The organism is Thiomicrospira sp. WB1, assembly GCF_001507535.1.
Lineage (GTDB): Bacteria > Pseudomonadota > Gammaproteobacteria > Thiomicrospirales > Thiomicrospiraceae > Hydrogenovibrio.
On record NZ_LQBN01000004.1, the window covers coordinates 96,984 to 120,082 of the forward strand.

At 54.8% G+C, this 23,099-nt stretch carries 23 protein-coding genes and 4 tRNA genes; 7 read left to right on the forward strand and 20 right to left on the reverse strand.

The genetic code is table 11. The features are described 5' to 3' along the window. Window positions 1-6 precede the first annotated feature (6 nt). From nusG to AVO41_RS09800, 8 genes are all read right to left on the reverse strand, one after another. Complete coding sequence (gene nusG, locus AVO41_RS09765) at window positions 7-540, reverse strand: transcription termination/antitermination protein NusG (protein WP_068586379.1); 534 nt, start codon at window positions 538-540, stop codon at window positions 7-9. Window position 541: 1 nt separating this feature from the next. Then, complete coding sequence (gene secE, locus AVO41_RS09770) at window positions 542-925, reverse strand: preprotein translocase subunit SecE (RefSeq protein ID WP_068586382.1); 384 nt, start codon at window positions 923-925, stop codon at window positions 542-544. A 52-nt stretch (window positions 926-977) separates the two neighbouring features. Then, window positions 978-1,054, reverse strand: a tRNA-Trp gene (locus AVO41_RS09775). Window positions 1,055-1,125: 71 nt separating this feature from the next. Then, entirely contained in the window at window positions 1,126-2,316 is a 1,191-nt protein-coding gene (gene tuf / locus AVO41_RS09780; protein WP_068586354.1) for an elongation factor Tu, read from the reverse strand. 71 nt (window positions 2,317-2,387) lie between these two features. After that, window positions 2,388-2,463: transfer RNA gene (locus tag AVO41_RS09785), tRNA-Thr, on the reverse strand. Between the two features lie 59 nt (window positions 2,464-2,522). Next, window positions 2,523-2,597, reverse strand: a tRNA-Gly gene (locus AVO41_RS09790). Between the two features lie 9 nt (window positions 2,598-2,606). Next, window positions 2,607-2,691: transfer RNA gene (locus AVO41_RS09795), tRNA-Tyr, on the reverse strand. Between the two features lie 74 nt (window positions 2,692-2,765). Continuing rightward, a complete protein-coding gene (locus AVO41_RS09800; RefSeq protein WP_068586385.1) occupies window positions 2,766-3,251 on the reverse strand; it encodes a heme-binding protein in 486 nt (161 codons plus the stop codon). A gap of 44 nt (window positions 3,252-3,295) precedes the next feature. On the opposite strand from AVO41_RS09800, the gene AVO41_RS09805 reads away from it, so the two are divergent. The 3 genes from AVO41_RS09805 (at window position 3,296) to AVO41_RS09815 (ending at window position 6,507) form a co-directional block, all read left to right on the forward strand. Then, window positions 3,296-4,045, forward strand: a complete 750-nt coding sequence (locus AVO41_RS09805) for a pseudouridine synthase (RefSeq protein ID WP_068586387.1) — start codon at window positions 3,296-3,298, stop codon at window positions 4,043-4,045. 63 nt (window positions 4,046-4,108) lie between these two features. Continuing rightward, window positions 4,109-5,407 (forward strand): adenosylmethionine--8-amino-7-oxononanoate transaminase, encoded by a 1,299-nt coding sequence (locus tag AVO41_RS09810; protein WP_068586389.1) that lies wholly within the window; start codon window positions 4,109-4,111, stop codon window positions 5,405-5,407. After that, window positions 5,404-6,507, forward strand: coding sequence for a peptidase M42 (locus tag AVO41_RS09815; RefSeq protein WP_068586392.1), 1,104 nt, complete (start codon window positions 5,404-5,406; stop codon window positions 6,505-6,507). Before AVO41_RS09810 ends, AVO41_RS09815 begins: the two co-directional genes overlap by 4 nt. Before the next feature lie 22 nt (window positions 6,508-6,529). Here the strand turns inward: AVO41_RS09815 and AVO41_RS09820 are convergent, their stop codons facing one another. The 7 genes from AVO41_RS09820 to rpe form a co-directional block, all read right to left on the reverse strand. Then, a complete protein-coding gene (locus AVO41_RS09820; protein ID WP_068586395.1) occupies window positions 6,530-6,946 on the reverse strand; it encodes an OsmC family protein in 417 nt (138 codons plus the stop codon). Window positions 6,947-6,983: 37 nt separating this feature from the next. After that, a complete protein-coding gene (gene trpC / locus AVO41_RS09825; RefSeq protein ID WP_068586398.1) occupies window positions 6,984-7,790 on the reverse strand; it encodes an indole-3-glycerol phosphate synthase TrpC in 807 nt (268 codons plus the stop codon). A 44-nt stretch (window positions 7,791-7,834) separates the two neighbouring features. Continuing rightward, window positions 7,835-8,857 (reverse strand): anthranilate phosphoribosyltransferase, encoded by a 1,023-nt coding sequence (gene trpD / locus AVO41_RS09830; protein WP_068586401.1) that lies wholly within the window; start codon window positions 8,855-8,857, stop codon window positions 7,835-7,837. A gap of 52 nt (window positions 8,858-8,909) precedes the next feature. After that, a complete protein-coding gene (locus AVO41_RS09835; protein WP_068586404.1) occupies window positions 8,910-9,497 on the reverse strand; it encodes an aminodeoxychorismate/anthranilate synthase component II in 588 nt (195 codons plus the stop codon). Window positions 9,498-9,506: 9 nt separating this feature from the next. Then, window positions 9,507-11,036 (reverse strand): anthranilate synthase component I, encoded by a 1,530-nt coding sequence (gene trpE / locus AVO41_RS09840; RefSeq protein ID WP_068586405.1) that lies wholly within the window; start codon window positions 11,034-11,036, stop codon window positions 9,507-9,509. A 34-nt stretch (window positions 11,037-11,070) separates the two neighbouring features. After that, window positions 11,071-11,757, reverse strand: coding sequence for a phosphoglycolate phosphatase (locus AVO41_RS09845; RefSeq protein ID WP_068586408.1), 687 nt, complete (start codon window positions 11,755-11,757; stop codon window positions 11,071-11,073). 128 nt (window positions 11,758-11,885) lie between these two features. Continuing rightward, window positions 11,886-12,590 (reverse strand): ribulose-phosphate 3-epimerase, encoded by a 705-nt coding sequence (gene rpe, locus AVO41_RS09850; RefSeq protein WP_068586410.1) that lies wholly within the window; start codon window positions 12,588-12,590, stop codon window positions 11,886-11,888. A 224-nt stretch (window positions 12,591-12,814) separates the two neighbouring features. Here rpe and AVO41_RS09855 point away from each other — a divergent pair, with 224 nt between their 5' ends. Genes AVO41_RS09855 through bioD form a run of 3 tightly spaced genes read left to right on the forward strand, consistent with a single transcriptional unit; the run spans window position 12,815 to window position 14,861 of the window. After that, complete coding sequence (locus tag AVO41_RS09855; RefSeq protein ID WP_068586413.1) at window positions 12,815-13,279, forward strand: phosphate-starvation-inducible protein PsiE; 465 nt, start codon at window positions 12,815-12,817, stop codon at window positions 13,277-13,279. A 12-nt stretch (window positions 13,280-13,291) separates the two neighbouring features. After that, complete coding sequence (locus AVO41_RS09860; RefSeq protein WP_068586415.1) at window positions 13,292-14,179, forward strand: phosphoribosylaminoimidazolesuccinocarboxamide synthase; 888 nt, start codon at window positions 13,292-13,294, stop codon at window positions 14,177-14,179. Continuing rightward, window positions 14,172-14,861 carry a dethiobiotin synthase gene (gene bioD, locus AVO41_RS09865; RefSeq protein WP_068586419.1) on the forward strand — a complete coding sequence of 230 codons (690 nt, stop codon included), beginning with the start codon at window positions 14,172-14,174 and terminating at the stop codon, window positions 14,859-14,861. Before AVO41_RS09860 ends, bioD begins: the two co-directional genes overlap by 8 nt. A 140-nt stretch (window positions 14,862-15,001) precedes the next feature. Here the strand turns inward: bioD and fba are convergent, their stop codons facing one another. The 5 genes from fba to tkt form a co-directional block, all read right to left on the reverse strand. Then, the gene (gene fba, locus AVO41_RS09870) at window positions 15,002-16,066 is read right to left on the reverse strand and encodes a class II fructose-bisphosphate aldolase (RefSeq protein WP_068586422.1); all 1,065 of its coding nucleotides are present in this window, start codon (window positions 16,064-16,066) and stop codon (window positions 15,002-15,004) included. A gap of 116 nt (window positions 16,067-16,182) precedes the next feature. Further along, window positions 16,183-17,625: a pyruvate kinase gene (gene pyk / locus AVO41_RS09875; RefSeq protein ID WP_068586425.1), complete on the reverse strand. Its 1,443-nt coding sequence runs from the start codon at window positions 17,623-17,625 to the stop codon at window positions 16,183-16,185. Window positions 17,626-17,817: 192 nt separating this feature from the next. Beyond that, window positions 17,818-18,999, reverse strand: a complete 1,182-nt coding sequence (locus AVO41_RS09880) for a phosphoglycerate kinase (RefSeq protein ID WP_068586429.1) — start codon at window positions 18,997-18,999, stop codon at window positions 17,818-17,820. Window positions 19,000-19,148: 149 nt separating this feature from the next. After that, window positions 19,149-20,153 (reverse strand): type I glyceraldehyde-3-phosphate dehydrogenase, encoded by a 1,005-nt coding sequence (gap, locus tag AVO41_RS09885; protein ID WP_068586434.1) that lies wholly within the window; start codon window positions 20,151-20,153, stop codon window positions 19,149-19,151. Between the two features lie 70 nt (window positions 20,154-20,223). Beyond that, window positions 20,224-22,212: a transketolase gene (gene tkt, locus AVO41_RS09890; RefSeq protein ID WP_068586437.1), complete on the reverse strand. Its 1,989-nt coding sequence runs from the start codon at window positions 22,210-22,212 to the stop codon at window positions 20,224-20,226. Between the two features lie 410 nt (window positions 22,213-22,622). On the opposite strand from tkt, the gene AVO41_RS09895 reads away from it, so the two are divergent. Continuing rightward, window positions 22,623-23,063 (forward strand): rhodanese-like domain-containing protein, encoded by a 441-nt coding sequence (locus tag AVO41_RS09895; protein WP_082676733.1) that lies wholly within the window; start codon window positions 22,623-22,625, stop codon window positions 23,061-23,063. The last annotated feature ends 36 nt before the right edge of the window (window positions 23,064-23,099 follow it).

Sequence of the window (23,099 nt, forward strand, 5' to 3'; positions counted from 1 at the left end):
CTACACTCAGTCTTTTTCGACTTGAGTAAACTCCAACTCCACAGGGGTCGAGCGCCCAAAAATCAGCACCGACACCTGCAGCTTGTTCTTGTCGTAATCCACGCGATCCACCACCGCTTCAAACTCCTTGAAGGGGCCATCGATCACGCGCACCATTTCACCCGGCTCGTAGATCACCTTCGGCTTAGGCTTATCCACACCGTCTTCAACTTTCTGAAGAATCCGTTCCACTTCCTTCTTGGAAATGGGGGCTGGCCGATCCGACGTCCCGCCAATAAAACCCATGACCTGCGGAACGCTTTTCACCAAGTGCCAGGTCTCATCGTTCATTTCCATCTGCACCAGCACATAGCCGGGGAAAAACTTACGCTCGGAGGTGCGCTTCTTGCCGTCACGAATCTCAACGACCTCTTCCGAAGGAACCAGCACCTGGCCGAACATATCCTCCAGCCCGGCGCGCTCGACGTACTCCGCCAAACTCTTCTTCACTTTGTTCTCATAACCGGAATAGGCGTGGACCACATACCATCTCTGAGCCATATCAACCACCTTGACCTGTTAACAACTGCACTGCCCACAAAAAGAACATATCCACCAACCACAGGAAGATACCCATCAGAATCACCACCACAAAGACGATCAACGTCATTTGCACGGTTTCCTGACGTGTTGGCCATATAACCTGCTGAACTTCCTTTTTGGCCAGCGATACATAGCGAAACCAGGATTTACCCTTTTCAGACTGGTAAAACACCCAGCCCGAAATTGCCACACCGGCCAGCAACCCCAGCACACGCACCACAGCATGCTGCTCGGCGTAGTAGTAATAACCCACCACAGTCAGGGCAAGAATCGCCAATGCCAGCAGGATTTTCGGCTTATCCAGTGCAGACAGATCATTTTGATCGTTCGATTTTTGACTCATAAGACTCAATCTTGAAATAAAAACGACCTGTCAAAACAGGCCGCTTGAATAATGGCAGGGGCAGAGGGACTCGAACCCCCAACACTCGGATTTGGAATCCGATGCTCTACCAATTGGAGCTATACCCCTAGAATTCGGAACCGTCTTGCGAAAAAAAAGGGGATTATACATCCCCTTTTCTTAATTCGCAAGCGCGTTTATCACTCGATAATTTTTGCGACCACACCCGCACCAACGGTACGACCACCTTCGCGAATCGCGAAGCGCAGACCTTCGTCCATGGCGATTGGCGCAATCAGCTCAACCGTCATTTGAACGTTGTCACCCGGCATAACCATTTCGGTACCAGATGGCAGCTCACAGGCACCGGTTACGTCAGTCGTACGGAAATAGAACTGTGGACGATAGCCCTGGAAGAATGGTGTGTGACGACCACCTTCGTCTTTGGACAGAACATAAACTTCCGCTTCAAACTTGGTGTGCGGGGTGATGGTACCTGGCTTGGCCAGTACCTGACCACGCTCGATGTCTTCACGCTTGGTACCACGCAACAGGATACCTACGTTGTCACCGGCTTCACCCTGGTCCAGCAGCTTACGGAACATTTCAACGCCCGTAACAGTGGTTTTCTGGGTGTCACGGATACCAACGATTTCGATCTCTTCACCAGTTTTGACTACACCAGACTCCACACGACCGGTGGCAACGGTACCACGACCCTGGATGGAGAAGATGTCTTCAATTGGCATCAGGAAGTCTTTGTCGGTGTCACGCTCTGGCGTTGGGATGTATTCATCCAGCGCATCAACCAGACGACCAATGGAAGGTTCACCAATTTCTGAGGTGTCGCCTTCGATGGCTTTCAGCGCTGAGCCCATGATCACTGGTGTGTCGTCACCTGGGAAGTCGTACTCGTCGAGCAGTTCACGCACTTCCATTTCGACCAGTTCCAACAACTCTTCGTCGTCAACCATGTCGGCTTTGTTCAGATACACAACGATGTAAGGGACACCTACCTGACGCGACAGCAGGATGTGCTCACGTGTTTGAGGCATTGGGCCATCCGCGGCAGAACAGACCAGGATCGCGCCGTCCATCTGGGCGGCACCGGTGATCATGTTCTTAACATAGTCAGCGTGTCCTGGGCAGTCAACGTGCGCATAGTGACGCGTCTCTGATTCATATTCAACGTGCGCTGTGGAGATGGTGATACCACGCTCACGCTCTTCCGGTGCGTTATCAATCCCGGCGTAGTCTTTGGCTTCACCGCCAAACTTTTTGCCCTGTACAATTGTCAGCGCCGCTGTAAGAGTTGTCTTACCATGGTCAACGTGACCAATCGTACCAACGTTTACGTGCGGCTTATTACGTTCAAACTTTTCCTTTGCCATGATGCAAACTCCGTGTAAACAGCGACAGACTCGTTGACCAGGTCCGCCAGATTCTCATTTCGAAACTAAAATGGAGCTCTCAACCAGGATCGAACTGGTGACCTCATCCTTACCATGGATGCGCTCTACCAACTGAGCTATGAGAGCAAATATCAAAAGGTCCTCACGCCCGACCACATGGCAGCCGAGCCTGAGAACCCAGAATTTGGAGCGGGTAAGGGGAATCGAACCCCTATCATCGGCTTGGAAGGCCGAGGTAATAGCCTTTATACGATACCCGCAAATTAAATTGGTGGAGGGTAGAAGATTCGAACTTCTGAAGGCGAAGCCAGCAGATTTACAGTCTGCCCCCTTTGACCGCTCGGGAAACCCTCCAATCAAATTGTGTGGGTATTCTATCGATTCCTAAGTTCATGTCAACCATGCGAACAAACTTTTTGCGCGAGCGACTACAAAGCGAAGTCCAAGCGATCCTGGTAGGCATCCATCGCTTTTTGCGCACAACGCTCGTCTATATCGCCACCGGGTGCGCCGCTGACGCCAATCGCCCCGATGGTTGTCCCACCGGCCACGATGGGCAAGGCCCCCACCATCACAATCAGACCATCAATGTGATTAAGCTCTTGGCGGATGTCTTCCCGCATCGCGCGGAACTGTCCCGATTTCAAACCGGACATAATGGTCATGTTGGCCTTTTCCTGTGCAATCTGCAGGGTGTACTGAGCGGCCAGGTCATCCCGCATGGCACTGCGTAAAAGGCCGTGGCGGTCCACCACTACGGCACTCACCTGGTACCCTTCCTCCCGACAAGCCTCAACACTGGCCATCGCCAGATCATTGGCCAACCCCAACCCGATGCTTTTTGTGGTAACCACATCATTGGCCGACGCCGCTGACAACCACCCCATCATGAGCAACCAACCCAGCTTTTTCATCTGATTCTCCCTTTGCACAACGTTTGACGTTTTATAATACGGGCATGCACACCGTCTGTCAGCGCCAGAACTTGAAAATATTGCACAACGATGCCGCCTTGGTTGCCATTCACAAACCAGCGGGGTTGCTGGTGCACCGAACGCACTTGGATCGGGAAACCCGTGATTTCGCATTGCAAATGACCCGTGACGCCATTGGCGCGCCGGTCTGGCCGGTTCATCGCCTCGACAAGGCCACCTCCGGCTTACTGGTGTTCGCCAAATCGCCTGCCATCGCTCGCGCGCTGAACCAAGCTTTTACCAGCCGAGAGGTACACAAACACTATCTCGCCATCTGTCGTGGCTGGCTGGCCGAATCCGGTGAAATCGACCGACCGCTCAAAGCCGACAACGCGAGTCAACCCAAACCGGCACTGACCCACTACCAAACCCTGGCAACGGCACTGGTCGACCACCCAATGGGCCGGTTTGAACAACAACGCTACAGCCTAGTCTCCCTGACGCCTGTCACCGGGCGCAAACACCAGCTTCGCCGCCACCTGAACCACATCGGACACCCGATCATTGGGGATGTGGCGCATGGTGATCGTCACCACAATCATTTTTTCTACCAATGGCACGGGCATCATCGCTTGTATCTTGCCGCCACCAAGCTGAAGCTGTCACACCCAGAGACCGGTCAACCACTCTCTTTGCGATCCCCGCTTGAGCCCAGCTTTCAGTCAACGCTGACGACGCTCGACTGGCGGCCCCTGCAGCCCCTGCCCACCTCCTTTTTTGACCAGGCCTGGTGATTTTGGCTTGATGCCAGACGTATAATGCTAGCCATTGACCCATTATTCATCTAGAGAGGCGACATGACTGACTGGCAATCCTTACAAGCCTTCGACCGCGATCACATCTGGCACCCGTACGCCCCCATGCCCAACCCCCAATCACCGCTGGCCGTTCAATCGACCCAGGGCAGCCGGATCACGCTGGCCGACGGGCGCACGTTGATTGACGGCATGAGCTCCTGGTGGGCTGCCATACATGGTTATAACCACTCCGACATCGTCGCAGCCATGCACCACCAGATTGAGGTCATGCCTCACATTATGTTCGGCGGCCTGACCCATCAGCCCGCCATCGATCTGGCGCAGAAACTGGTATCGCTCACGCCTGAAGGCTTGGAAAAAGTCTTTTTTGTTGACTCCGGTTCGGTGGCGATGGAAGTCGCCATCAAAATGGCCCTGCAATACCAGATTAGCCGTGGCAAACCCTCAAAGAGCCGACTGCTCAGCATCAAAGGCGGCTATCATGGTGACACCATTGCCACCATGGCACTGTGTGACCCGGACAACGGCATGCACACCACCTTTGGCCCACTGCTGCCTCAGCACTTTTTTGCGCCCCGACCCAATCCCGGCATGATCAACACCGATGACAGCGACATCGAAGCACTGGAAGCCATATTGGCCACCCATCATGACGAAATTGCCGCGCTCACACTGGAACCCATCATTCAGGGCGCAGGCGGCATGCGCCCGTATCGACCGAGCTACCTGAAACAGGCGCGCGCCCTGTGTGATCACTATAACGTCCTATTGATTGCGGATGAAATCGCGACCGGCTTCGGACGCACCGGCGAGTTGTTTGGCTGCAACTGGGCCGGCATCACACCCGACATCATGGCGCTGGGCAAAACCCTGACCGGCGGACACATTACCCTTGCCGCGACGCTGGCAACCGAAACGGTGAGTCGCACCATCAGTCAGGGTGATCCCGGGTTGCTCATGCACGGCCCGACCTACATGGGCAATCCACTGGCCTGCGCCACCGCCAGCGCCAACATCGATGTGCTACTCAACAGTCCCTGGCAGGCCAACATCGCCCGCATCGAACACCATTTCCAATCCCAGCTGACCCCCCTCAAGTCGCATGAGGGCGTAAAAGATGTGCGCATCCTGGGCGCCATTGCTGCGGTGGAACTTGACGCGGGCCACCTCGGCCCGCGCATTCAGGACCTGGCCGTCGAGCAGGGTGTCTGGCTGCGCCCCTTCGGTGCCTTGATCTATACCATGCCCGCCTACAATATGCCTGACCCCAGCTTGAGCCAGCTGACCGACGGCATGGTCGCCGCCATCACTCAAGCATTAGACGAGGCCCAGTCATGACACAGCCCCTGCTTCCGGAAGACGCCAATGCGTTTGGCGATTTTTTGGATCTGCTCAAAGCCCTGATTCGCCAACCCAGTGTGGTCGGCGCCGAGCATGCGTTTTTTCGTGTCCTGCAACGAGAACTGGAAGAACGTGGCGCTCAGGTTACCTGGTATGAAGGCTTATTGGTTGCCCAAGGCAACCAGCCCGACCGCTGCCATTTTTCCGCGCACATTGATCGCCACGGCCTGGTCTGCACCGGACCCAATGAATTTCAGTTCGCCGCCTTCGTCGCGGGCAAACGCACCAACCTGCTGGGGACCGATGTGGCCAATGAGCTAAAAGAAACCCTGATGAACCGCTTCGACGCCACCCCCGTTCTGGCCTATGAACCCTGGTCCGGTGCCTATCGCGGCGCTGGGCTGATCGACAACGCCTACATCTGCGAATACCGTAACAACCTGATTTTTGAAGTGGAAGGACTGGAGCACCTGGTTGCGGGCACCCCCGTGGGCTTTTCCGATCGCCTGCGCGTGGATCAGGGCATGCTGTCCGGGCAGCTCGACAACGTGCTCACAGCCGCAATGCTGGTGCATCTTTTCAGCCTGGGGTATGAAGGCACGGCGTTCTTCACCGCCGAAGAGGAATCGGGCGGCAGTTGGCGTTATCTGTTGGAATGGTACCGCCGTTTCGGCAAGCCCACCAACCAACTTTATGTGGTCGACACCAGCCCTTACCGCAACCGCGAAGAAGCCGACAAGCAATGGATCACATTGCGCAATCGGGACGAGCACGCCGAATTCAACCCTCAAACCACCGGACAGGTGGCGCAACTGTGTCACCAGCATGCCATTTCATTTGGCTTCAAGGACCACTACATTGAACAGCTCAACCAGCAGCGCTTAGGGTCCAACCGCCAGGCCCAAAGTCTGGGGCGAACCGAACTGGGACGCATCCTGGCCAACGCCGACGGCCTGGTGGACGGCACCACCATTCAGATTCCCACCACTGGCTATCACACCATGAATGAAACGGCCTCCGTACAAGCCTGTCAGGCGTTCCTGACCCTGCTTCGAGCGATTGAGGCTGATCCAGCCGAACCGGCAACGCAGACCTAAAACTGACCAGGCCTGGTCAGTTTTAGGATTTTGGCGAGTAAATCCGATAATCGTGCGTCAACTCCACGCTGTTTTCCAGCATTTTGGAAACGGAGCAATATTTTTCCGCCGAGAGGTTCACGGCGCGGGCGACTTTTTTCTCGTTCAGGTCATCGCCATAGACGTGAAAACGCACATGAATTTTGGTAAAGACTTTGGGAATGCTCTCGGCGCGCTCGCTGATCAGTTCCACCTCACAGTCGGTCACGGCCTGTTTGCTTTTTTGCAGCATCATCATCACATCGATGCTGGTACAACCGCCCAGTCCCAGCAACACCATTTCCATCGGCCGGGGGCCCTGATTTTCGCCGCCGACTTCGGGCGCCGCGTCCATCACCACATCATGACCGCTGTCGGTGTGCCCACAAAACTGCATGTTTTTCTGCCAAGAGATTTTCATGATCTTCCCTTATCCATTTTTTGCATTTTCTCAGGCGCTACTGAAACATCGCCTGCAACGCCGCCCCCGGATCTTCGGCCCGCATAAAGGCTTCCCCGACCAGGAAGCTGTTGACCTGATGCGCGCGCATTCGAGCCACATCTTCGGGTCCCAAAATACCGCTTTCGGTGATCACAATACGATCCTCCGGAATCTTCGAGAGCAGGTTCAAGGTGGTCTCAAGCGATACCTCAAAGGTGTGCAGGTCGCGGTTGTTGATGCCGATCATCGGTAACGGCAAGCGCAAGGCCCGTTCCAGTTCTTCTTCATTGTGCACTTCCACCAGCACATCCAATCCTAACTGCATCGCAGTTTCGGTCAACTCATACATCTGAGCATCGCCAATGGCGGCCGCTATCAGAAGGATGCAATCCGCGCCCATCAACCGGGCTTCATATACCTGATAGTCGTCCACAATGAAATCCTTGCGGATGATGGGCAGATCAACGGCGGCGTGAACCTGCTGCAGGTACTCACTTGATCCCTGAAAAAAATCCCGATCGGTCAACACCGACAGACAGGCAGCGCCATGGCTGGCATAGCTTTCGGCAATCGCAACCGGGTCAAAAGGGTCTCGCAACACGCCTTTGCTGGGCGAGGCTTTTTTGATTTCGGCGATCACCGCCGATTCGCCGGCATCCAGCTTGGCTTGCATGGCATCGGCAAACCCCCTCGTGGGCGAAGTGGTCATCATCATCGCTTTCTGCTTGATTTCACGCAATGGCATTTGCTCACAGGCTGCCTGAATTTCTTCCAGCTTGCGGAAAATAATTTTTTTGAGAATATCAGGGGTATAGGTTGGCATAAATGGTTCCGTTCAAACTAATCGGTACAATCGGGCGGTGCGGTTCAATCCAGGGTCTGAGTCAGGGCAATAAACGCCTCAAAGCGTTGGCGAACTTCACCACTGGCCAGCAGCTCGCGTGCTTTTTCCACGCCATCTGCATAGGAGTCGGCCAGACCTGCGACATAAATCGAGGCCCCGGCATTCAGACAGACAATGTCAGCCGCCGCCGAGTGGTCGTTATTAAACACGGCTTTGATGATGTTGAGGCTGTCTTGGGCGGAATCGATGCTCAGCTCAGACAAGTCCGGATGATCCATGTCGTAATCGGACGGGTCGATCTGCCAGCGTTTGATTCGCCCGCCTTTGAGTTCTGCCACCTCGGTCACACTGGCAATACTGATTTCATCCAACCCGTCCTGGGCATGCACCACCATCACATGCTCGGACCCAAGTGAGCGCAACACCTCGGCGAAAGTATCCAGCAGATCGGGATCAAACACACCCAACACTTGGGACGGCGCATTGGCCGGATTCGCCAGAGGCCCGAGAATGTTAAACAGAGTGCGCACACCCAACGTTTTGCGAACGCCCATCACATGCTTCATGGCCGAATGATGAGCCGGGGCATACATAAAGCCCACACCTAATTGTTCCACGCACTGCGCCACCGATTTAGGTGACAGGTCCAGATTCACACCCGCTTTTTCCAGCACATCCGCGCTGCCCGACGAACTCGACACGGAACGGGCGCCGTGCTTGGCCACTTTCGCACCGGCGGCGGCGGCCACAAACGCACAGGCGGTGGAAATATTAAACGTATTGGCCCCATCGCCGCCGGTGCCACAGGTGTCGACCAGGTGTGCCTTGTCATGAATGGGCACATGGGTGGCCAGCATGCGCATCACTGAGGCCGCGGCGGTGATTTCTTCCGGGGTTTCGCCCTTGCTGCGCAGCGCCACCAGAATACCGGCCACCTGAATGGGGTCGGCTTCACCGGCCATGAGCGTATGCATGACCCATTCCATCTGCTCGCTGGTCAGATTTTTATGTTGAATCAGTTGATTGAGCGCGTCTTTCAATTGCATGCTTCACTCCTTCGGCCACAGGGCCATGGGTCTGGGAACAAACCGGGGCCAATCAGCCCGCGTGTTCCGTCAAAAAGTTGGACAGCATCCGGTGACCCTGATCCGTCAAGATCGATTCCGGGTGAAACTGCACCCCTTCAACGGGCAAATCGGTGTGGCGCACGCCCATGATCTCATCCAGCGTCCCGTCCTCGGATTGCGTCCAGGCGGTGACCTCCAGACAGGCCGGCAAACTGTCCTGTGCCAACACCAGCGAATGATAGCGCGTGGTTTCCACCGGATTGGGCAGCCCAGCAAAGACGCCCACATCATGATGATAAACCGGCGAGGTTTTGCCATGCATCACCTGCTTGGCACGCACCACCTCAGCGCCAAACGCTTGCCCAATGGCCTGATGCCCCAGGCACACGCCTAAAATCGGAATCTTACCGGCAAAATGCTTAATCGCGGCCACCGAAATTCCCGCTTCCGTCGGTGAGCAAGGGCCGGGCGAAATCACCAGATAGGTCGGCGCGAGCGCTTCGATCTGATCCAGCGTGATCTGGTCGTTGCGGTGGACCACCACCTCCTGCCCCAGTTCCCCAAAATACTGCACCAGGTTATAGGTAAACGAATCGTAATTGTCGATCATTAACAGCATGTCAAATCCTCAGCTCGGGCGCGATGACGAATCATGGGGATGACGGGTCTGCAAGCCCCGGTTGACGAAAGCGGCGGCTTTGAAAATCGCTCGCCCCTTGTTCAGGGTTTCATCCCATTCGGATTGCGGATCGGAATCGGCCACCACACCAGCACCTGCCTGTACAAACAGACGACCGTCTTTGATTACCGCGGTGCGGATGGCGATGGCGGTGTCCATGTTGCCGTGCCAGCCCAGGTAGCCAACCGCCCCCGCATAGACCCCGCGTTTGACCGGTTCCAGTTCATTGATGATTTCCATGGCACGGATCTTGGGCGCGCCGGACACGGTGCCCGCCGGGAAGGTGGCGCGCAGCACATCCATGGCCGACAAACCGTCTTTCACCCGACCATCGACATTGGACACAATGTGCATCACATGCGAATAACGCTCCACCACCATCTTTTCGGTCAGCTCAACACTGCCGGTTTGGGCAATGCGTCCGACGTCATTGCGACCCAGATCAATCAACATCAAGTGCTCGGCCCGCTCTTTGGGATCGGCCAGCAGATCCGCTTCCATCTCGCGATCCTGCTGCGGCGTCTGACCACGACGTCGGGTGCCGGCAATCGGCCGCACAGTGACCTTGCCCGCTTCCAGACGCACCAGAATCTCAGGCGAAGAACCCACGACATGAAAATCCCCCAAATCCAGAAAAAACATATAGGGCGACGGATTCAAATAACGCAATGCCCGATACAGAGCCAGAGGCGGATGATCAAACGAGGCTGACATCTGCTGGGAGATCACCACCTGCATGGCGTCGCCCGCCAGAATGTACTCCTTGATTTGGGCGGCGGCGTCTTTGAAGGCCGCTTCACCAAAACTGGAGACAAAATCCGACTCCTGCAATTCCGGGGCCGCCGCCATCGGCTCCGATGGCGGCAGAGGGGCATGAATCCGGGCGGCAATCTCATCCAGGCGTGTTTGTGCCTTTGACCAGGCCTGGTCGGTTTTGGCATCGGCATGCACTATCACATGCACCTGGCCGCTGAGGTTGTCAAACACCACCAATTCCGTGGAGACCATCATCACGATGTCCGGTGCCCCAATGTCATCCTGCCTCGGTGTGGTGCCCTGCAAACGCGGTTCGACGTATTCAATGCTGTCGTAACCGAAATACCCGACCAAACCACCGGTAAACACGGGCAAACCGGTTTGTTGAGGGACATTAAATCGTGCCTGAAACGCTTCCAGCCAGGCCAGCGGGTCCTGCGTGGCCTGCTGTTCGACCAGGGTTTCTTCGCCCTCGGCGGAGCGCTCGGTCACCGAGACCACTGAGCCCGTGACACTGACCCGCTGACGGCACGGCAAGCCGATGATGGAATAACGTCCCCACTGGTCTCCGCCCTGAACCGATTCCAGCAGGTAGGTATAAGGGGCGTTGGCCACTTTGTGGTACACGCTCAGCGGGGTGTCGTAATCCGACAGAATAGTGCGCATCACCGCGACCTTGTCATAGCCCTCGGCGGCCAGGCGTTCAAATTGGGTCTGATCCATAGTCATTTCCAGCGTTTAAAAGGCAACCGTCAAATTAAGACGCCGCCTCGATCCAGTTTGACAGTTCAGCAAACGAGTCCATCACCGCGTCCGGGTTATAATCACGAATGTCTTCCCCATGATTATAGCCGTAAGTCATGCAGAAGATATGAAACCCGGCGGCCCGGGCGGCTTTCACATCCGACTGCGAATCACCAATCATCAACGCATTTTCAGGGGAAACCCCCAGCTGTTGCGCAGCATGCAGCAGTGGCATCGGATCGGGCTTTTTCCTGGCACAGGTGTCCCCACTGACCACCACCTCAAAATAGTCACGCAGCCCCTTATCTTCGAGCAGCGGCAAGGTAAAGTCAGCGGCTTTGTTGGTGACACAAGCCAGACGGTAGCCCTGCGCCTTCATCCAGTCCAGCCCTTGGACAACGCCTTCGTAAACACAACTGCGCTGTGACGTGTTTTCTTTGTACAACGCCAGAAACAAAGGATAGGCTTTTTCCATGAGTGCGGGCTCGGGCGTGCCATCCAGATCATTGGTCAGAGCTCGCTCGACCAATCGCTGCACCCCATTGCCGACCCAGTTGCGCACGGCCGCTTCGCCCCGCTCGGGCAAGCCGAGTTGCTTCATCATTTCGTCGGTGCAATACGCCAGATCCGGCACACTGTCGATCAAGGTCCCGTCCAAGTCAATCAAGACAAAGCCGGGCGTAATTTTGGCTGTTAGCATTCGGTTTTTCCAAACTTAATCCGAGCCGAGGCCCGTTCTTACAAACACAAAGCGCCAGCATTGGCCGGCGCTTCAAAATTAAGATGCAGGGCATGCGGGTAGGGCCGCACGCCCGAGAGGATCGGCATTTACGCTTTCGCCAACTCGTCTCGCATCTGCTGAATCACCGTGTCATAACGATTGGCGTCGCTGCTCTGCGCTTTGCCGAAGATGCCTGACCCGGACACGAACGTATCGCAACCAGCGGCCGCCACTTCGGCGATGTTGTCCACTTTTACGCCGCCATCGATTTCAAGACGAATGTCACGCCCCGACGCATCAATCATTTCACGCGCGGCCTTGAGCTTGTCCAGCGCCTGCGGAATGAACGACTGGCCACCGAAACCGGGATTCACCGACATAATCAGAATCATGTCGATTTTATCCAGCACATGATCCAGATAGCTCAGGGGCGTGGCCGGGTTAAAGACCAGACCGGCCTTGCAGCCCTCGTTTTTGACCAATTGCAACGAGCGGTCAATGTGCTCGGAGGCTTCCGGGTGAAAGGTAATGTAGTCGGCGCCGGCGCTGGCAAAATCACCAATAATGCGATCCACTGGCTTGACCATCAGGTGCACGTCCATCGGCGCTTTCACACCTTCGCGATCCATGAAATTTTTCAGTGATTCCGCCACCAGCGGCCCAATGGTCAGATTGGGCACGTAGTGATTGTCCATCACGTCAAAATGCACCACATCGGCACCGGCCGCGATCACATCCTTCACGTCCTTGCCCAATTGCGCAAAATCCGCTGACAGAATCGACGGGGCAATCCAGTTTTCTTGTTTTGCCATGCTTGGCTCCTTATCCTTGATTCCAAAATATTAATTCCGCACATTTTAGCAGAAAGCGCCTTTTTTTGAATCAGTTCTTTGCACAAACCCGCCTCATCCCCTGCCTTTTTAACCAGGCCTGGTAAAAATCGGTTGCAATGGTTTTCAAAACACCACAATTCCGCTAATATCCAAGCCATTGATGACAGCGCAATTATTTTCTCAGCAGAGCCAAGGGGGCGCCCATGCAAGAAGACCATTTTCCGGGATTACGGTCGGTCAAGCGCGGCATTCGTATCATTGAGGTCATTGGCCTGATCGTGATTGCGATCGCCACCGTCATTGCCTCTCTCACGGAAATCTGGAGCATGATCGACCGATTGGATGTCACTCTCGGCGATCTGCTTTTGATGTTTCTTTATCTGGAAGTGCTGGCGATGGTTGCCATCTACCTGGATTCAGGCAAGCTCCCGATACGCTTTCCCATGTACATTGCCATCATCGCGTTGGCGCGTTACCTGATTCTTGAGATGAAAAACCTCAGCGAATGGGAAATGATTGTTGTGGCGCTGACCATGCTGACGGTGGCCGCCGCCGTGATCGTCCTGCGCTATGGTCACTTAAAACTGCCCTATGACGATCGTAAGCGCCTGGAAGAAAATTTACGCAAACTGCCCGAAAAAAATCCGGCCGGCCCTGATTCGCCTTAAACGGAGTAAGCCATGCACGCTTTATATAAATCTCAACTGACCAGTCTGCCCCTGCTCAATCAGGGCAAAGTGCGCGATCTTTATGACCTGGATGACGACCATATGCTGATCGTCACCACGGATCGGATCTCCGCTTTTGATGTAGTGCTGCCCACCCCAATCCCCGGCAAAGGGAAATTGCTCACCGAAATGGCCCGTTTCTGGATGCATCAGACCGAGAGCATTCTGCCCAACCAGTTGGCCGAAGACGTTATTCTGGCCGACCATCTGACGCATGACGAACTGGCGCAAATGGATGGACGCGCCATGGTGGTGCGCAAACTCAAGCCATTACCGGTGGAAGCGATTGTCCGCGGCTACCTGGTGGGGTCGGGCTGGCAGGAATACCAACAGACCGGTCAGGTCTGTGGTCACACTTTGGCGAAAGGCTTGAAGCTGGCCGAAAAGCTGCCTGAACCGCTCTTTACGCCCTCCACCAAGGCCGAGGTCGGTGAGCATGATGAAAACATTGATTTTCAGGCCGTGGTCGACCTGATCGGCCAGTCAAAGGCCGAAGCCATCCGCGACCTGAGTTTGAAGCTTTACCGCTTCGCAGCCGATTACGCCCAACAACGTGGCATCCTGATTGCCGACACCAAGTTCGAATTTGGTGAAGACGCCGAGGGACGTATCCACCTGATTGATGAAGCCCTCACACCTGACAGCTCCCGATTCTGGCCAGCATCGACCTACACAGTCGGGGAAAATCCACCCAGCTTTGATAAACAATACATTCGCGACTACCTGCTGAGTCTGGATTGGGACAAAACCGACCCGGGTCCGGAACTGCCACAAAAAGTCGTGGAAAAAACGCTGGAAAAATATCAGGAAGCTGAATCACGACTGATGGACAATGCGTGACTGTCTTCCCGCTTCGCTGACCGACTGGCTCGATCGTCTCAATCAGGGCGAACTACCCGGTGTGTTTGTCACCGGCACCGATACCGACGTCGGCAAGACCTATGTTTCCGCCCGTCTTTTGCGCGATTTATCCAGACGCGCCCAAAGCCGAACATTGGCCCCCAGAAAACCGGTGGCATCCGGCTGCCTGGTTGATGCCAAGGGTCATCTCTGGTCCGAGGACATCGAACACCTCTACCAGGCCTGCCAGGGCAATGTTCCCAGACACAGCATTGGCCAACATCTCTACCAGCCTGCCATTTCACCCGCGCGCGCAATCGAACAGGCAGGCGATGCATTGACCCTGTCTGACTTGCTCTCCGCCTGCGAAGCTTCCCCCACGTCTCTACGATGGGTCGAGGGGGCCGGAGGCTTTTACTCCCCTTTGACCCCGGATGCGCTCAATGCCGACCTGGCTTGCGCACTCGGCTTTCCGGTCCTGCTGGTCGTTGCCAATCGGCTCGGCTGCCTTAACCAGTGCCGACTGACACTGGAAGCCATCCAACACCACGGCTTGACCGTGGCCGGTGTGATTCTCAATGACGTACTGACGGAGGCTGACCCTGACAACGCCGAAGATGTGCAATCTATGCTGCCACCCTCAACTTTTTTTGCCCATTTGCCCCACCAACCGACTCGGTAACCCCCAGCGCTTCCATTCAGACAGGTCATGAATGCGATTGGTGAGTACCAATCTGTTGGTGCCAGACACAAAAAAACCGGGCAATGCCCGGTTTTGTCTTTCAGGCCGCTCAAAGCGGCCGCATCCAAACGTTGTTTGGATTATTTAACGCGCTGATCCAGCTCGCCCGCCGCATAGCGACGCTGCATTTCTTCCAGACCCAGTGATTTGATCTTGGAAGCGTGGCCAGCACAACCAAACGCTTCGAAACGCGCTTTACAGATTTCTGACATCGCGTCCTGAGCGGCTTTCAAGAACTTACGAGGATCGAAGTTGGCCTGATTTTCAGCCAGGTGCTTACGAACCGCACCCGTGGAAGCCATACGCAAATCCGTATCGATGTTCACTTTGCGCACACCATGCTTGATGCCTTCAACGATGGCATCAACCGGCACACCAAAGGTCTGACCCATGTCACCGCCGTAGTTGTTGATGATTTCCAACCATTCTTCCGGAACAGAGGAAGAACCGTGCATCACAATGTGTGTATCCGGAATACGCTCGTGAATCTCCTTGATGCGGTCGATACGCAGCACATCGTCAGACGGCTTGGAGGTAAACTTGTAAGCACCGTGAGAGGTACCCACGGCAACCGCCAGCGCATCCAGATTGGTTTTCTTAACGAAATCTGCCGCTTCTTCCGGATCGGTCAGCAACGCGTCCATGTCCATTTTCTCATCGGAACCATGACCATCTTCTTCGCCCATCATGCCGGTTTCCAGTGAACCAAGACAACCCAGTTCACCTTCCACAGAAACACCGGCAGAGTGTGCAATGTCAACCACGGTACGGGTCACATCAACGTTATACTCATAGCTGGCCGGGGTCTTCATGTCCGCTTCCAGAGAACCGTCCATCATAACCGAGGTAAAGCCGGACTGAATCGCACGCGTACAAACGCCTGGATCGGAACCGTGATCCTGGTGCATGACGATTGGAATTTCAGGATACATTTCAGTCGCTGCTTCAATCAGATGACGCAGGAAAGGTTCACCCGCATATTTACGCGCACCAGCAGAACCCTGCAGAATAACTGGCGAATCAACGGCTTTGGCCGCTTCCATAATCGCACGGACCTGTTCCATGTTGTTCACGTTGAATGCCGGCATACCGAAACCGTGTTCGGCGGCATAATCCATCAGTTCACGAAGTGTAATCATCGCCATATGCGTGACTCCTCTATTAGTTTAAAAAAACATTCCAGCCATTCTAGCAGTGTCCAGTGGCTTTACAACCCTGAACAATGCTGAAATTCTGTGCGTCTCATTCTTTAAAATCCCGCTTATGGGACTTTGACAATCTCCATCTGGTTGGTGCCACCCATTTTCCCTCGGGCCTGACCGCGCGTCACCAATACCTGATCGCCGGTGGACACAACACCTTTTGATTTAAGCTCATTCAGAATACCCGCCTGTACTTCGTCATCCGACAAACCACTGTAATCCACACTGGTCGGGTAAACCCCACGATACAGGGTCACTTTGCGGCGGGTGTCGATGTGCGGTGTCAGCGCAATGATCGGAATGCCCGAGCTGATCCGTGACATCAGCAATGGGGTGTTGCCGGATTCGGTGAGCGCGGCAATGCATTTCACATCAAAATGGTTGGCCGCGTACATCGCTGACATGGCGATGGTTTCATCAATGGCGGTAAACGACTCATCAATGCGGTGCGTGGATTCACGCGTGCTACGGGTCTGCTCCGCTTCGTGGGCAATGCCAGACATGGTCTCAATCACCAGACTCGGTGAATGACCGGTGGCGGTCTCACCAGAGAGCATCACCGCATCCGACCCATCCATAACGGCGTTGGCAACGTCAAAGACTTCCGCCCGAGTCGGAATCGCATTTTCGATCATGGTTTCCATCATTTGTGTGGCCGTGATGGTGATGCGATTTAACTGGCGCGCACGCTTGATCATTTTCTTCTGCAAGGCTGGCAATTGAGCATCGCCAACCTCAACGCCCAGGTCGCCGCGGGCGATCATAATCACATCAGAGGCCAGAATAATGCTGTCCAGGGTAAAGTCATCATTGACCGCCTCGGCGCGCTCGATTTTTGACACAATGCTACAGATCAGGCCGGCGTCTTCCGCCAGAGAGCGACATTCTTCCACATCCTCCGCACTGCGCGGGAACGACAGCGCCAAGTAATCACATTGAATTTTGGCCGCCGTCAGGATGTCTTCTTTGTCTTTTTCAGTCAGTGCCGCGGCGGACAAGCCGCCTCCCAGCAGATTGATGCCTTTGTTGTTGGACAGGTCACCGCCGACCACAACCGTGCAGTTGACACGCTCGCCTTCGACATTGTCCACATCCAGCACCACTCGGCCGTCATCCAGCAACAGACGATCGCCGGACTTGACGTCATGTGGCAGGCTGGGGTAGGTCAGCCCTACCTCACTCTGGTTGCCTTCATTGGGATCAACATTATTGTCCAGCGCGAACTTATCGCCTTTCTCGAGGTAAATTTTGCCTTCAGCAAATCGGGCAATACGGATTTTAGGCCCTTGTAGGTCGACCAGGATCCCGACTTCACGGTCCAGACGAGCGGACAGTTCACGCACCTCTTTGGCGCGCTGAATCTGTTCTTCCGCCTGTCCGTGGGACATATTGATGCGGACCACGTCCACACCAGCCTTGATCATGCGTGCCAGTTCCCCTTCCCGATCCGTGGCTGGGCCCAGCGTTGCAACAATTTTTGTACGTCTTAAACCAGATGGCATACGTTATGTTTTCCTTTGACTTGAATCTTGTGTCTGCTTCAATTCGGGAAGAAACAAGATGTCTCGCGAAATAAACTCATGTTCAGGCGAACGCCTGAAGTTTATTTACCGAGCCATCCTCATGTTTTCTTCCACACCAGACAAGAACATAAAAGGGCCGGGCCAAAACAGCCCGTCCCAGCATTCCAGCGCTTACTTCTGCGCTGCTTTTTCCAGCATTTCCACCGCGGGCAGTTTTTTGCCTTCCAGGAACTCCAGGAAAGCACCACCACCGGTTGAGATGTACGACACTTTGTCTGCGATGTCGTATTTATCAATCGCTGCCAGGGTGTCACCGCCACCAGCAATGGAGAAGGCATCGGATTCGGCAATCGCCATGGAAATGGCTTTGGTGCCTTCGCCGAACTGATCGAACTCAAACACACCGACCGGCCCGTTCCAGACCACGGTGCCAGCGTTTTTGATGATTTTCGCCAGTTCCGCGGCAGAATCCGGACCAATATCGAAAATCATGTCGTCGTCTGCCACGTCGGTCACAGGCTTGGTTTCCGCTTTGGCGTTCTCCGAAAACTCTTTTCCGCATACGACATCCGAAGCCAATGGGATCGCCGCCCCACGGGATTCCATGATCTCGTTCAATTTTTTACAGGTTGGCACCAGATCGGTTTCAGACAGGGAGTTGCCAACATTATGGCCTGCCGCTTCGATGAAGGTGTTGGCGATGCCACCCCCCACAACCAGCTGGTCCACTTTTTCCGACAGGGATTCCAGCACTGTCAATTTGGTTGAAACCTTGGAGCCACCAACGATGGCCACCATCGGGCGTTTTGGCTCATGCAGGGCTTTGCCCAGTGCTTCCAACTCAGCCGCCAGCAATGGTCCGGCACAGGCAACGGGCGCATACTCACCCGCCCCATGGGTAGAGGCCTGGGCGCGGTGGGCGGTACCAAATGCATCCATGACATAGATGTCGCACAGTGCCGCGTATTTTTTGGAGAGTTCAACGTCGTTCTTTTTCTCACCAACGTTGAAACGCACATTTTCCAACAGGACGATTTCGCCTTCGGCCACGTCCACATCGCCGTCCAGATAATCTTTCACCAGGCGAACGTCTTTGCCCAGTTTTTCTGACAAATCCGCCGCCACTGGGGCCATGGAAGATTCCTGATCGAATTCACCTTCAGTCGGACGCCCAAGATGAGACATCAGCATCACTTTGGCACCGGCTTCGGCAGCCATTTTCATGGTCGGCAAGGAAGCACGAATCCGTGCATCCGACGTCACTTTGCCATTTTTAACTGGCACGTTCAGATCTTCGCGAATCAATACGCGCTTACCTGCCAGATCCAGGTCAGACATTTTCAATACAGACATAAACCGTCCTCTTTTTAACGTTTGAGCCCAATGGGCCGGGATCATTGTGATTGTGTTCACTTATAGGGACGACGTGAATCATCCACATAAGCCAGCACAAGCGAAAAAGCCATCGGGCCCAGGAAGGCCCCGATGACAAACTCAACGACTTAGTGAGTGCCGACGTGCTCAACCACACGCATCATGTTGCAGGTATAACCGTATTCGTTGTCATACCAGGCCACCACTTTCACGAAGGTGCCGTCCAACGCAATGCCTGCTTTGGCATCAAAGATAGACGGACGAGAATCGCCACGGAAGTCAGTGGACACGTTCGGCTCATCGGTGTAGCCCAGAACGCCTTTCAGGTCACCCGCTTCGGACGCAGATTTCATGGCCGCACAGATGTCGTCGTAAGACGCATCTTTGTTCAGCTCAACGGTCAAGTCCACAACCGACACGTCTGAAGTGGGCACACGGAATGCCATACCTGTCAGTTTGCCGTTCAATTCCGGCAGGACTTTACCAACCGCTTTGGCCGCGCCGGTGGAAGATGGAATGATGTTTTCCAGAATACCACGACCGCCGCGCCAGTCTTTCATGGACGGACCATCAACGGTTTTCTGCGTCGCCGTAGCCGCGTGAACGGTCGACATCAAACCACGCTTGATGCCGAAGTTGTCGTTCAGAACCTTGGCCACAGGTGCCAGACCATTGGTCGTACAAGACGCCGCGGAAACAATCGCCTGACCGTTGTAGTCGTTATGGTTCACACCATACACAAACATCGGCGTGCTGTCCTTGGAAGGCGCAGACTGAACTACTTTTTTGGCACCCGCGTCCAGGTGAGCCTGACAGGTTTCTTCGGTCAGGAAGAAACCGGTACATTCGATCACCAGGTCGGCACCGACTTCGTTCCACTTCAGGTCAGCCGGGTTGCGCTCAGCGGTGATGCGGATTTCTTTGCCATTCACGACCAGGTTGCCGCCTTTGACTTCCACGTCCCCGTCAAAGCGACCGTGAACGGAATCATACTTCAGCATGTAGGCCAGGTAATCCGGGTCCAACAGATCGTTGATGGCGACCACTTCGATGTTTTCAAAATCCTGAGCCGCTGCACGGAATGCCATACGACCAATACGGCCGAAACCATTAATACCGACTTTTACTGTCATAATTTACTCCTGAAATTCACCAGGCCTGGTCAAAACCGGCCCGGCTTTGGGTTACGTTAAAACTTAAAAATTATCCGATCAGTGCGTTTGCGCGCTTGACCACGTTTTCAACCGTGAAGCCAAATTCTTCGAACAAGGCAGGCGCAGGCGCCGATTCACCGAAGGTGGTCATACAGACGATGTCACCATCCGTGCCCACATACTTGTACCAGGAATCCCCAGTACCGGCTTCGATCGCCATGCGCTTCACACCTGGGGTCAGAACGCTGTCACGATAGGCCTGATCCTGCTCGTCAAACACGTCTGTGGACGGCATGGAAACCACGCGAACGTTCTTGCCAGACATTTGCGCCGCGGCGTCCATGGCCAAGCCGACTTCGGAGCCGGTCGCAATCATAATCAGGTCCGGCGTACCGTCACAATCTTTCAGGATGTAGCCGCCTTTTTCGATGTTTTTGACCTGCTCAGGCGTACGCTCCATTGGCTCCAGACCCTGACGGGAGAAGACCAATGCCGTCGGCGCATCGCCACGCATCACCGCCATCTTCCAGGACACCGCGGTTTCCACGGCGTCACAGGCACGCCAGGTTTGGAAGTTTGGAATCACACGCATGGTCGCCATCTGCTCAACTGGCTGGTGCGTTGGGCCGTCTTCACCCAGACCAATGGAATCGTGGGTGTAAACATAGATGGTGCCGATTTTCATCAGGGCCGACATACGCAGAGCGTTGCGCATGAACTCCATGAACATAAAGAAGGTGCCGCCGAAGACCTTAAAGCCACCGTGCAGCACCATGCCGTTCATCATGTGCGCCATGCCAAATTCACGCACGCCCCAAGACAGATAGTTGCCGTTGGCATGCGCGTGATTGATTTTCTTGGTGCCCGACCAGTTGGTCAGGTTAGACCCGGTCAAATCGGCTGAACCACCGAACAATTCCGGCAACAGACCACCAACGTGTTCAATCGCGCTCTGAGACGCCTTACGCGAGGCGACTTTTGGCATGTCTTTTTGAGTGTTGGCAATGAACTTGTCCATTTCCACTTCAAAATTGGCCGGCAATTCGCCTTTCAAACGACGTTCGAACTCGGCTGCTTCTTTCGGGAATTCTTTGCGATAGGCTTCAAACGCCTCGTTCCAGGCCGCTTCGTCCTTGGCGCCCTGCTCGCTGTGGTCCCAACCGCTGTAGACATCTTCCGGCACGTGGAATGGCTCGTGGTCCCAACCCAGGTTTTCGCGCGTCAGCTTGATTTCCTCGTCGCCCAGCGGGGCACCGTGGCAGTCGTGTGAGCCGCACAGGTTTGGCGAACCAAAACCGATGGTGGTGCGGGTACAGATCAGGGTTGGCTGATCGCCATTGGCTTTCGCTTCGACGATGGCCTTGTTGATCGCATCCGCATCGTGACCGTCCACGTCACGAATGACCTGCCAGCCGTACGACTCGAAACGTCCGGCCGGGTCTTTTTCCATCCAGTCATCGATGTGGCCATCAATGGAGATGTTATTGTCATCCCAGAAGGCAATCAGTTTGCCCAGACCCAAGGTCCCGGCCAGCGCTGCCGATTCATGCGACAGGCCTTCCATTAGACAGCCATCGCCCATGAAGACGTAAGTGTTGTGGTCAACAATGGTATGACCCGGCTTGTTGAACTGAGCCGCCAGCGTGCGCTCGGCAATCGCCATACCAATCGCGTTGGCAATCCCCTGACCCAGGGGACCGGTGGTGGTTTCGATGCCGTCGGCATAGCCGTATTCCGGGTGACCGGCGGTTTTGGCGTGCAGTTGACGGAATTGCTTAATGTCGTCCATCGACAGATCAAAACCGGTCAAGTGCAGCAATGAATACAGCAACATGGAACCGTGACCGTTGGACAGAACAAAACGGTCGCGATCGGCCCAGTTGGCATTTTTCGGGTTGTACTTCATGTGGTCATTCCACAGCACTTCCGCAATATCCGCCATGCCCATCGGGGCACCCGGATGACCGGACTTGGCTTTTTGGACCGCGTCCATGCTCAAGACACGAATCGCATTGGCTAGTTCTCTACGGGTTGGCATTAAACAACTCCCCTAAGTTATAAAAAATTCGGTATGACCATCGGTGCCAGCAGCAGGCCCGCCCCGGCAAAAATTCAGGGCAAAACAGCGCTAACTACTTCATTTTACTGGCAGAGTGCATGGTTTTTGATACAGGCACCGATCGTAAATTGGAGCAACATTCTCTCTTAAAAAACCATTTTCATCAAGTTTTCTTATTTTTTGCACGTCCGCTTACCAGGTCCAAATCCAAACATTGACAGCTCTCAGACGGCTCAAATGGCACCCTAACCGCCCCAGATGACAAAGGCGTGAATTTTCGAGTACCCATGAATTTTTTGTGAAAACCGACACGGAATCACCGCTTTTAACCCTAATATGCTAGGATTTCAATCAGTCATACGCTTTTTAACTCAACCAGGAGACGTACGATGCCACTTCGACTTAAAGACTTTGTGCAAACCGCCAAAGACCATGTCAAAGAAATCACCTGCGATCAAGTGGCCGACTATCAGGCGCGCGGCTACAAGCTGCTCGATGTTCGCGAAGCCGCGGAATACCTGGGCGGGACCATTCCCATGTCCCTGCACATCCCCCGCGGCCTGTTGGAACCCAAATGCGATCCGGACTTTCCCGGCCATGAAGCGCAGTTGAGCAACCCGGACCAGCCCTGGATCATTTTCTGTCAGGCAGGCGGGCGCGGCGTACTCGCAGCCTACACCCTGCAGCAGATGGGGTTTACCGACGTGGTCAATCTCGCTGGTGGTTTCGGCGCCTGGAAAGAATTTGGCGGCGACATGGAATGCCCACCGACCGAAGACGGCCTAATGCGTTGCGACCACCCGTGGAATCCGGGCTACATCAACAACTGATCCTTGCCCGCTGAGTCTTTGTTTTCTGCTTTTTGA

Coding starts and splice junctions, on each gene's coding strand:
- nusG (WP_068586379.1), bottom strand. CDS start 540: ATGGCTCAGAGATGGTATGTGGTCCACGCCTATTCCGGTTATGAGAAC.
- secE (WP_068586382.1), bottom strand. CDS start 925: ATGAGTCAAAAATCGAACGATCAAAATGATCTGTCTGCACTGGATAAG.
- tuf (WP_068586354.1), bottom strand. CDS start 2,316: ATGGCAAAGGAAAAGTTTGAACGTAATAAGCCGCACGTAAACGTTGGT.
- AVO41_RS09800 (WP_068586385.1), bottom strand. CDS start 3,251: ATGAAAAAGCTGGGTTGGTTGCTCATGATGGGGTGGTTGTCAGCGGCG.
- AVO41_RS09805 (WP_068586387.1), top strand. CDS start 3,296: ATGCACACCGTCTGTCAGCGCCAGAACTTGAAAATATTGCACAACGAT.
- AVO41_RS09810 (WP_068586389.1), top strand. CDS start 4,109: ATGACTGACTGGCAATCCTTACAAGCCTTCGACCGCGATCACATCTGG.
- AVO41_RS09815 (WP_068586392.1), top strand. CDS start 5,404: ATGACACAGCCCCTGCTTCCGGAAGACGCCAATGCGTTTGGCGATTTT.
- AVO41_RS09820 (WP_068586395.1), bottom strand. CDS start 6,946: ATGAAAATCTCTTGGCAGAAAAACATGCAGTTTTGTGGGCACACCGAC.
- trpC (WP_068586398.1), bottom strand. CDS start 7,790: ATGCCAACCTATACCCCTGATATTCTCAAAAAAATTATTTTCCGCAAG.
- trpD (WP_068586401.1), bottom strand. CDS start 8,857: ATGCAATTGAAAGACGCGCTCAATCAACTGATTCAACATAAAAATCTG.
- AVO41_RS09835 (WP_068586404.1), bottom strand. CDS start 9,497: ATGCTGTTAATGATCGACAATTACGATTCGTTTACCTATAACCTGGTG.
- trpE (WP_068586405.1), bottom strand. CDS start 11,036: ATGGATCAGACCCAATTTGAACGCCTGGCCGCCGAGGGCTATGACAAG.
- AVO41_RS09845 (WP_068586408.1), bottom strand. CDS start 11,757: ATGCTAACAGCCAAAATTACGCCCGGCTTTGTCTTGATTGACTTGGAC.
- rpe (WP_068586410.1), bottom strand. CDS start 12,590: ATGGCAAAACAAGAAAACTGGATTGCCCCGTCGATTCTGTCAGCGGAT.
- AVO41_RS09855 (WP_068586413.1), top strand. CDS start 12,815: ATGCAAGAAGACCATTTTCCGGGATTACGGTCGGTCAAGCGCGGCATT.
- AVO41_RS09860 (WP_068586415.1), top strand. CDS start 13,292: ATGCACGCTTTATATAAATCTCAACTGACCAGTCTGCCCCTGCTCAAT.
- bioD (WP_068586419.1), top strand. CDS start 14,172: ATGCGTGACTGTCTTCCCGCTTCGCTGACCGACTGGCTCGATCGTCTC.
- fba (WP_068586422.1), bottom strand. CDS start 16,066: ATGGCGATGATTACACTTCGTGAACTGATGGATTATGCCGCCGAACAC.
- pyk (WP_068586425.1), bottom strand. CDS start 17,625: ATGCCATCTGGTTTAAGACGTACAAAAATTGTTGCAACGCTGGGCCCA.
- AVO41_RS09880 (WP_068586429.1), bottom strand. CDS start 18,999: ATGTCTGTATTGAAAATGTCTGACCTGGATCTGGCAGGTAAGCGCGTA.
- gap (WP_068586434.1), bottom strand. CDS start 20,153: ATGACAGTAAAAGTCGGTATTAATGGTTTCGGCCGTATTGGTCGTATG.
- tkt (WP_068586437.1), bottom strand. CDS start 22,212: ATGCCAACCCGTAGAGAACTAGCCAATGCGATTCGTGTCTTGAGCATG.
- AVO41_RS09895 (WP_082676733.1), top strand. CDS start 22,623: ATGCCACTTCGACTTAAAGACTTTGTGCAAACCGCCAAAGACCATGTC.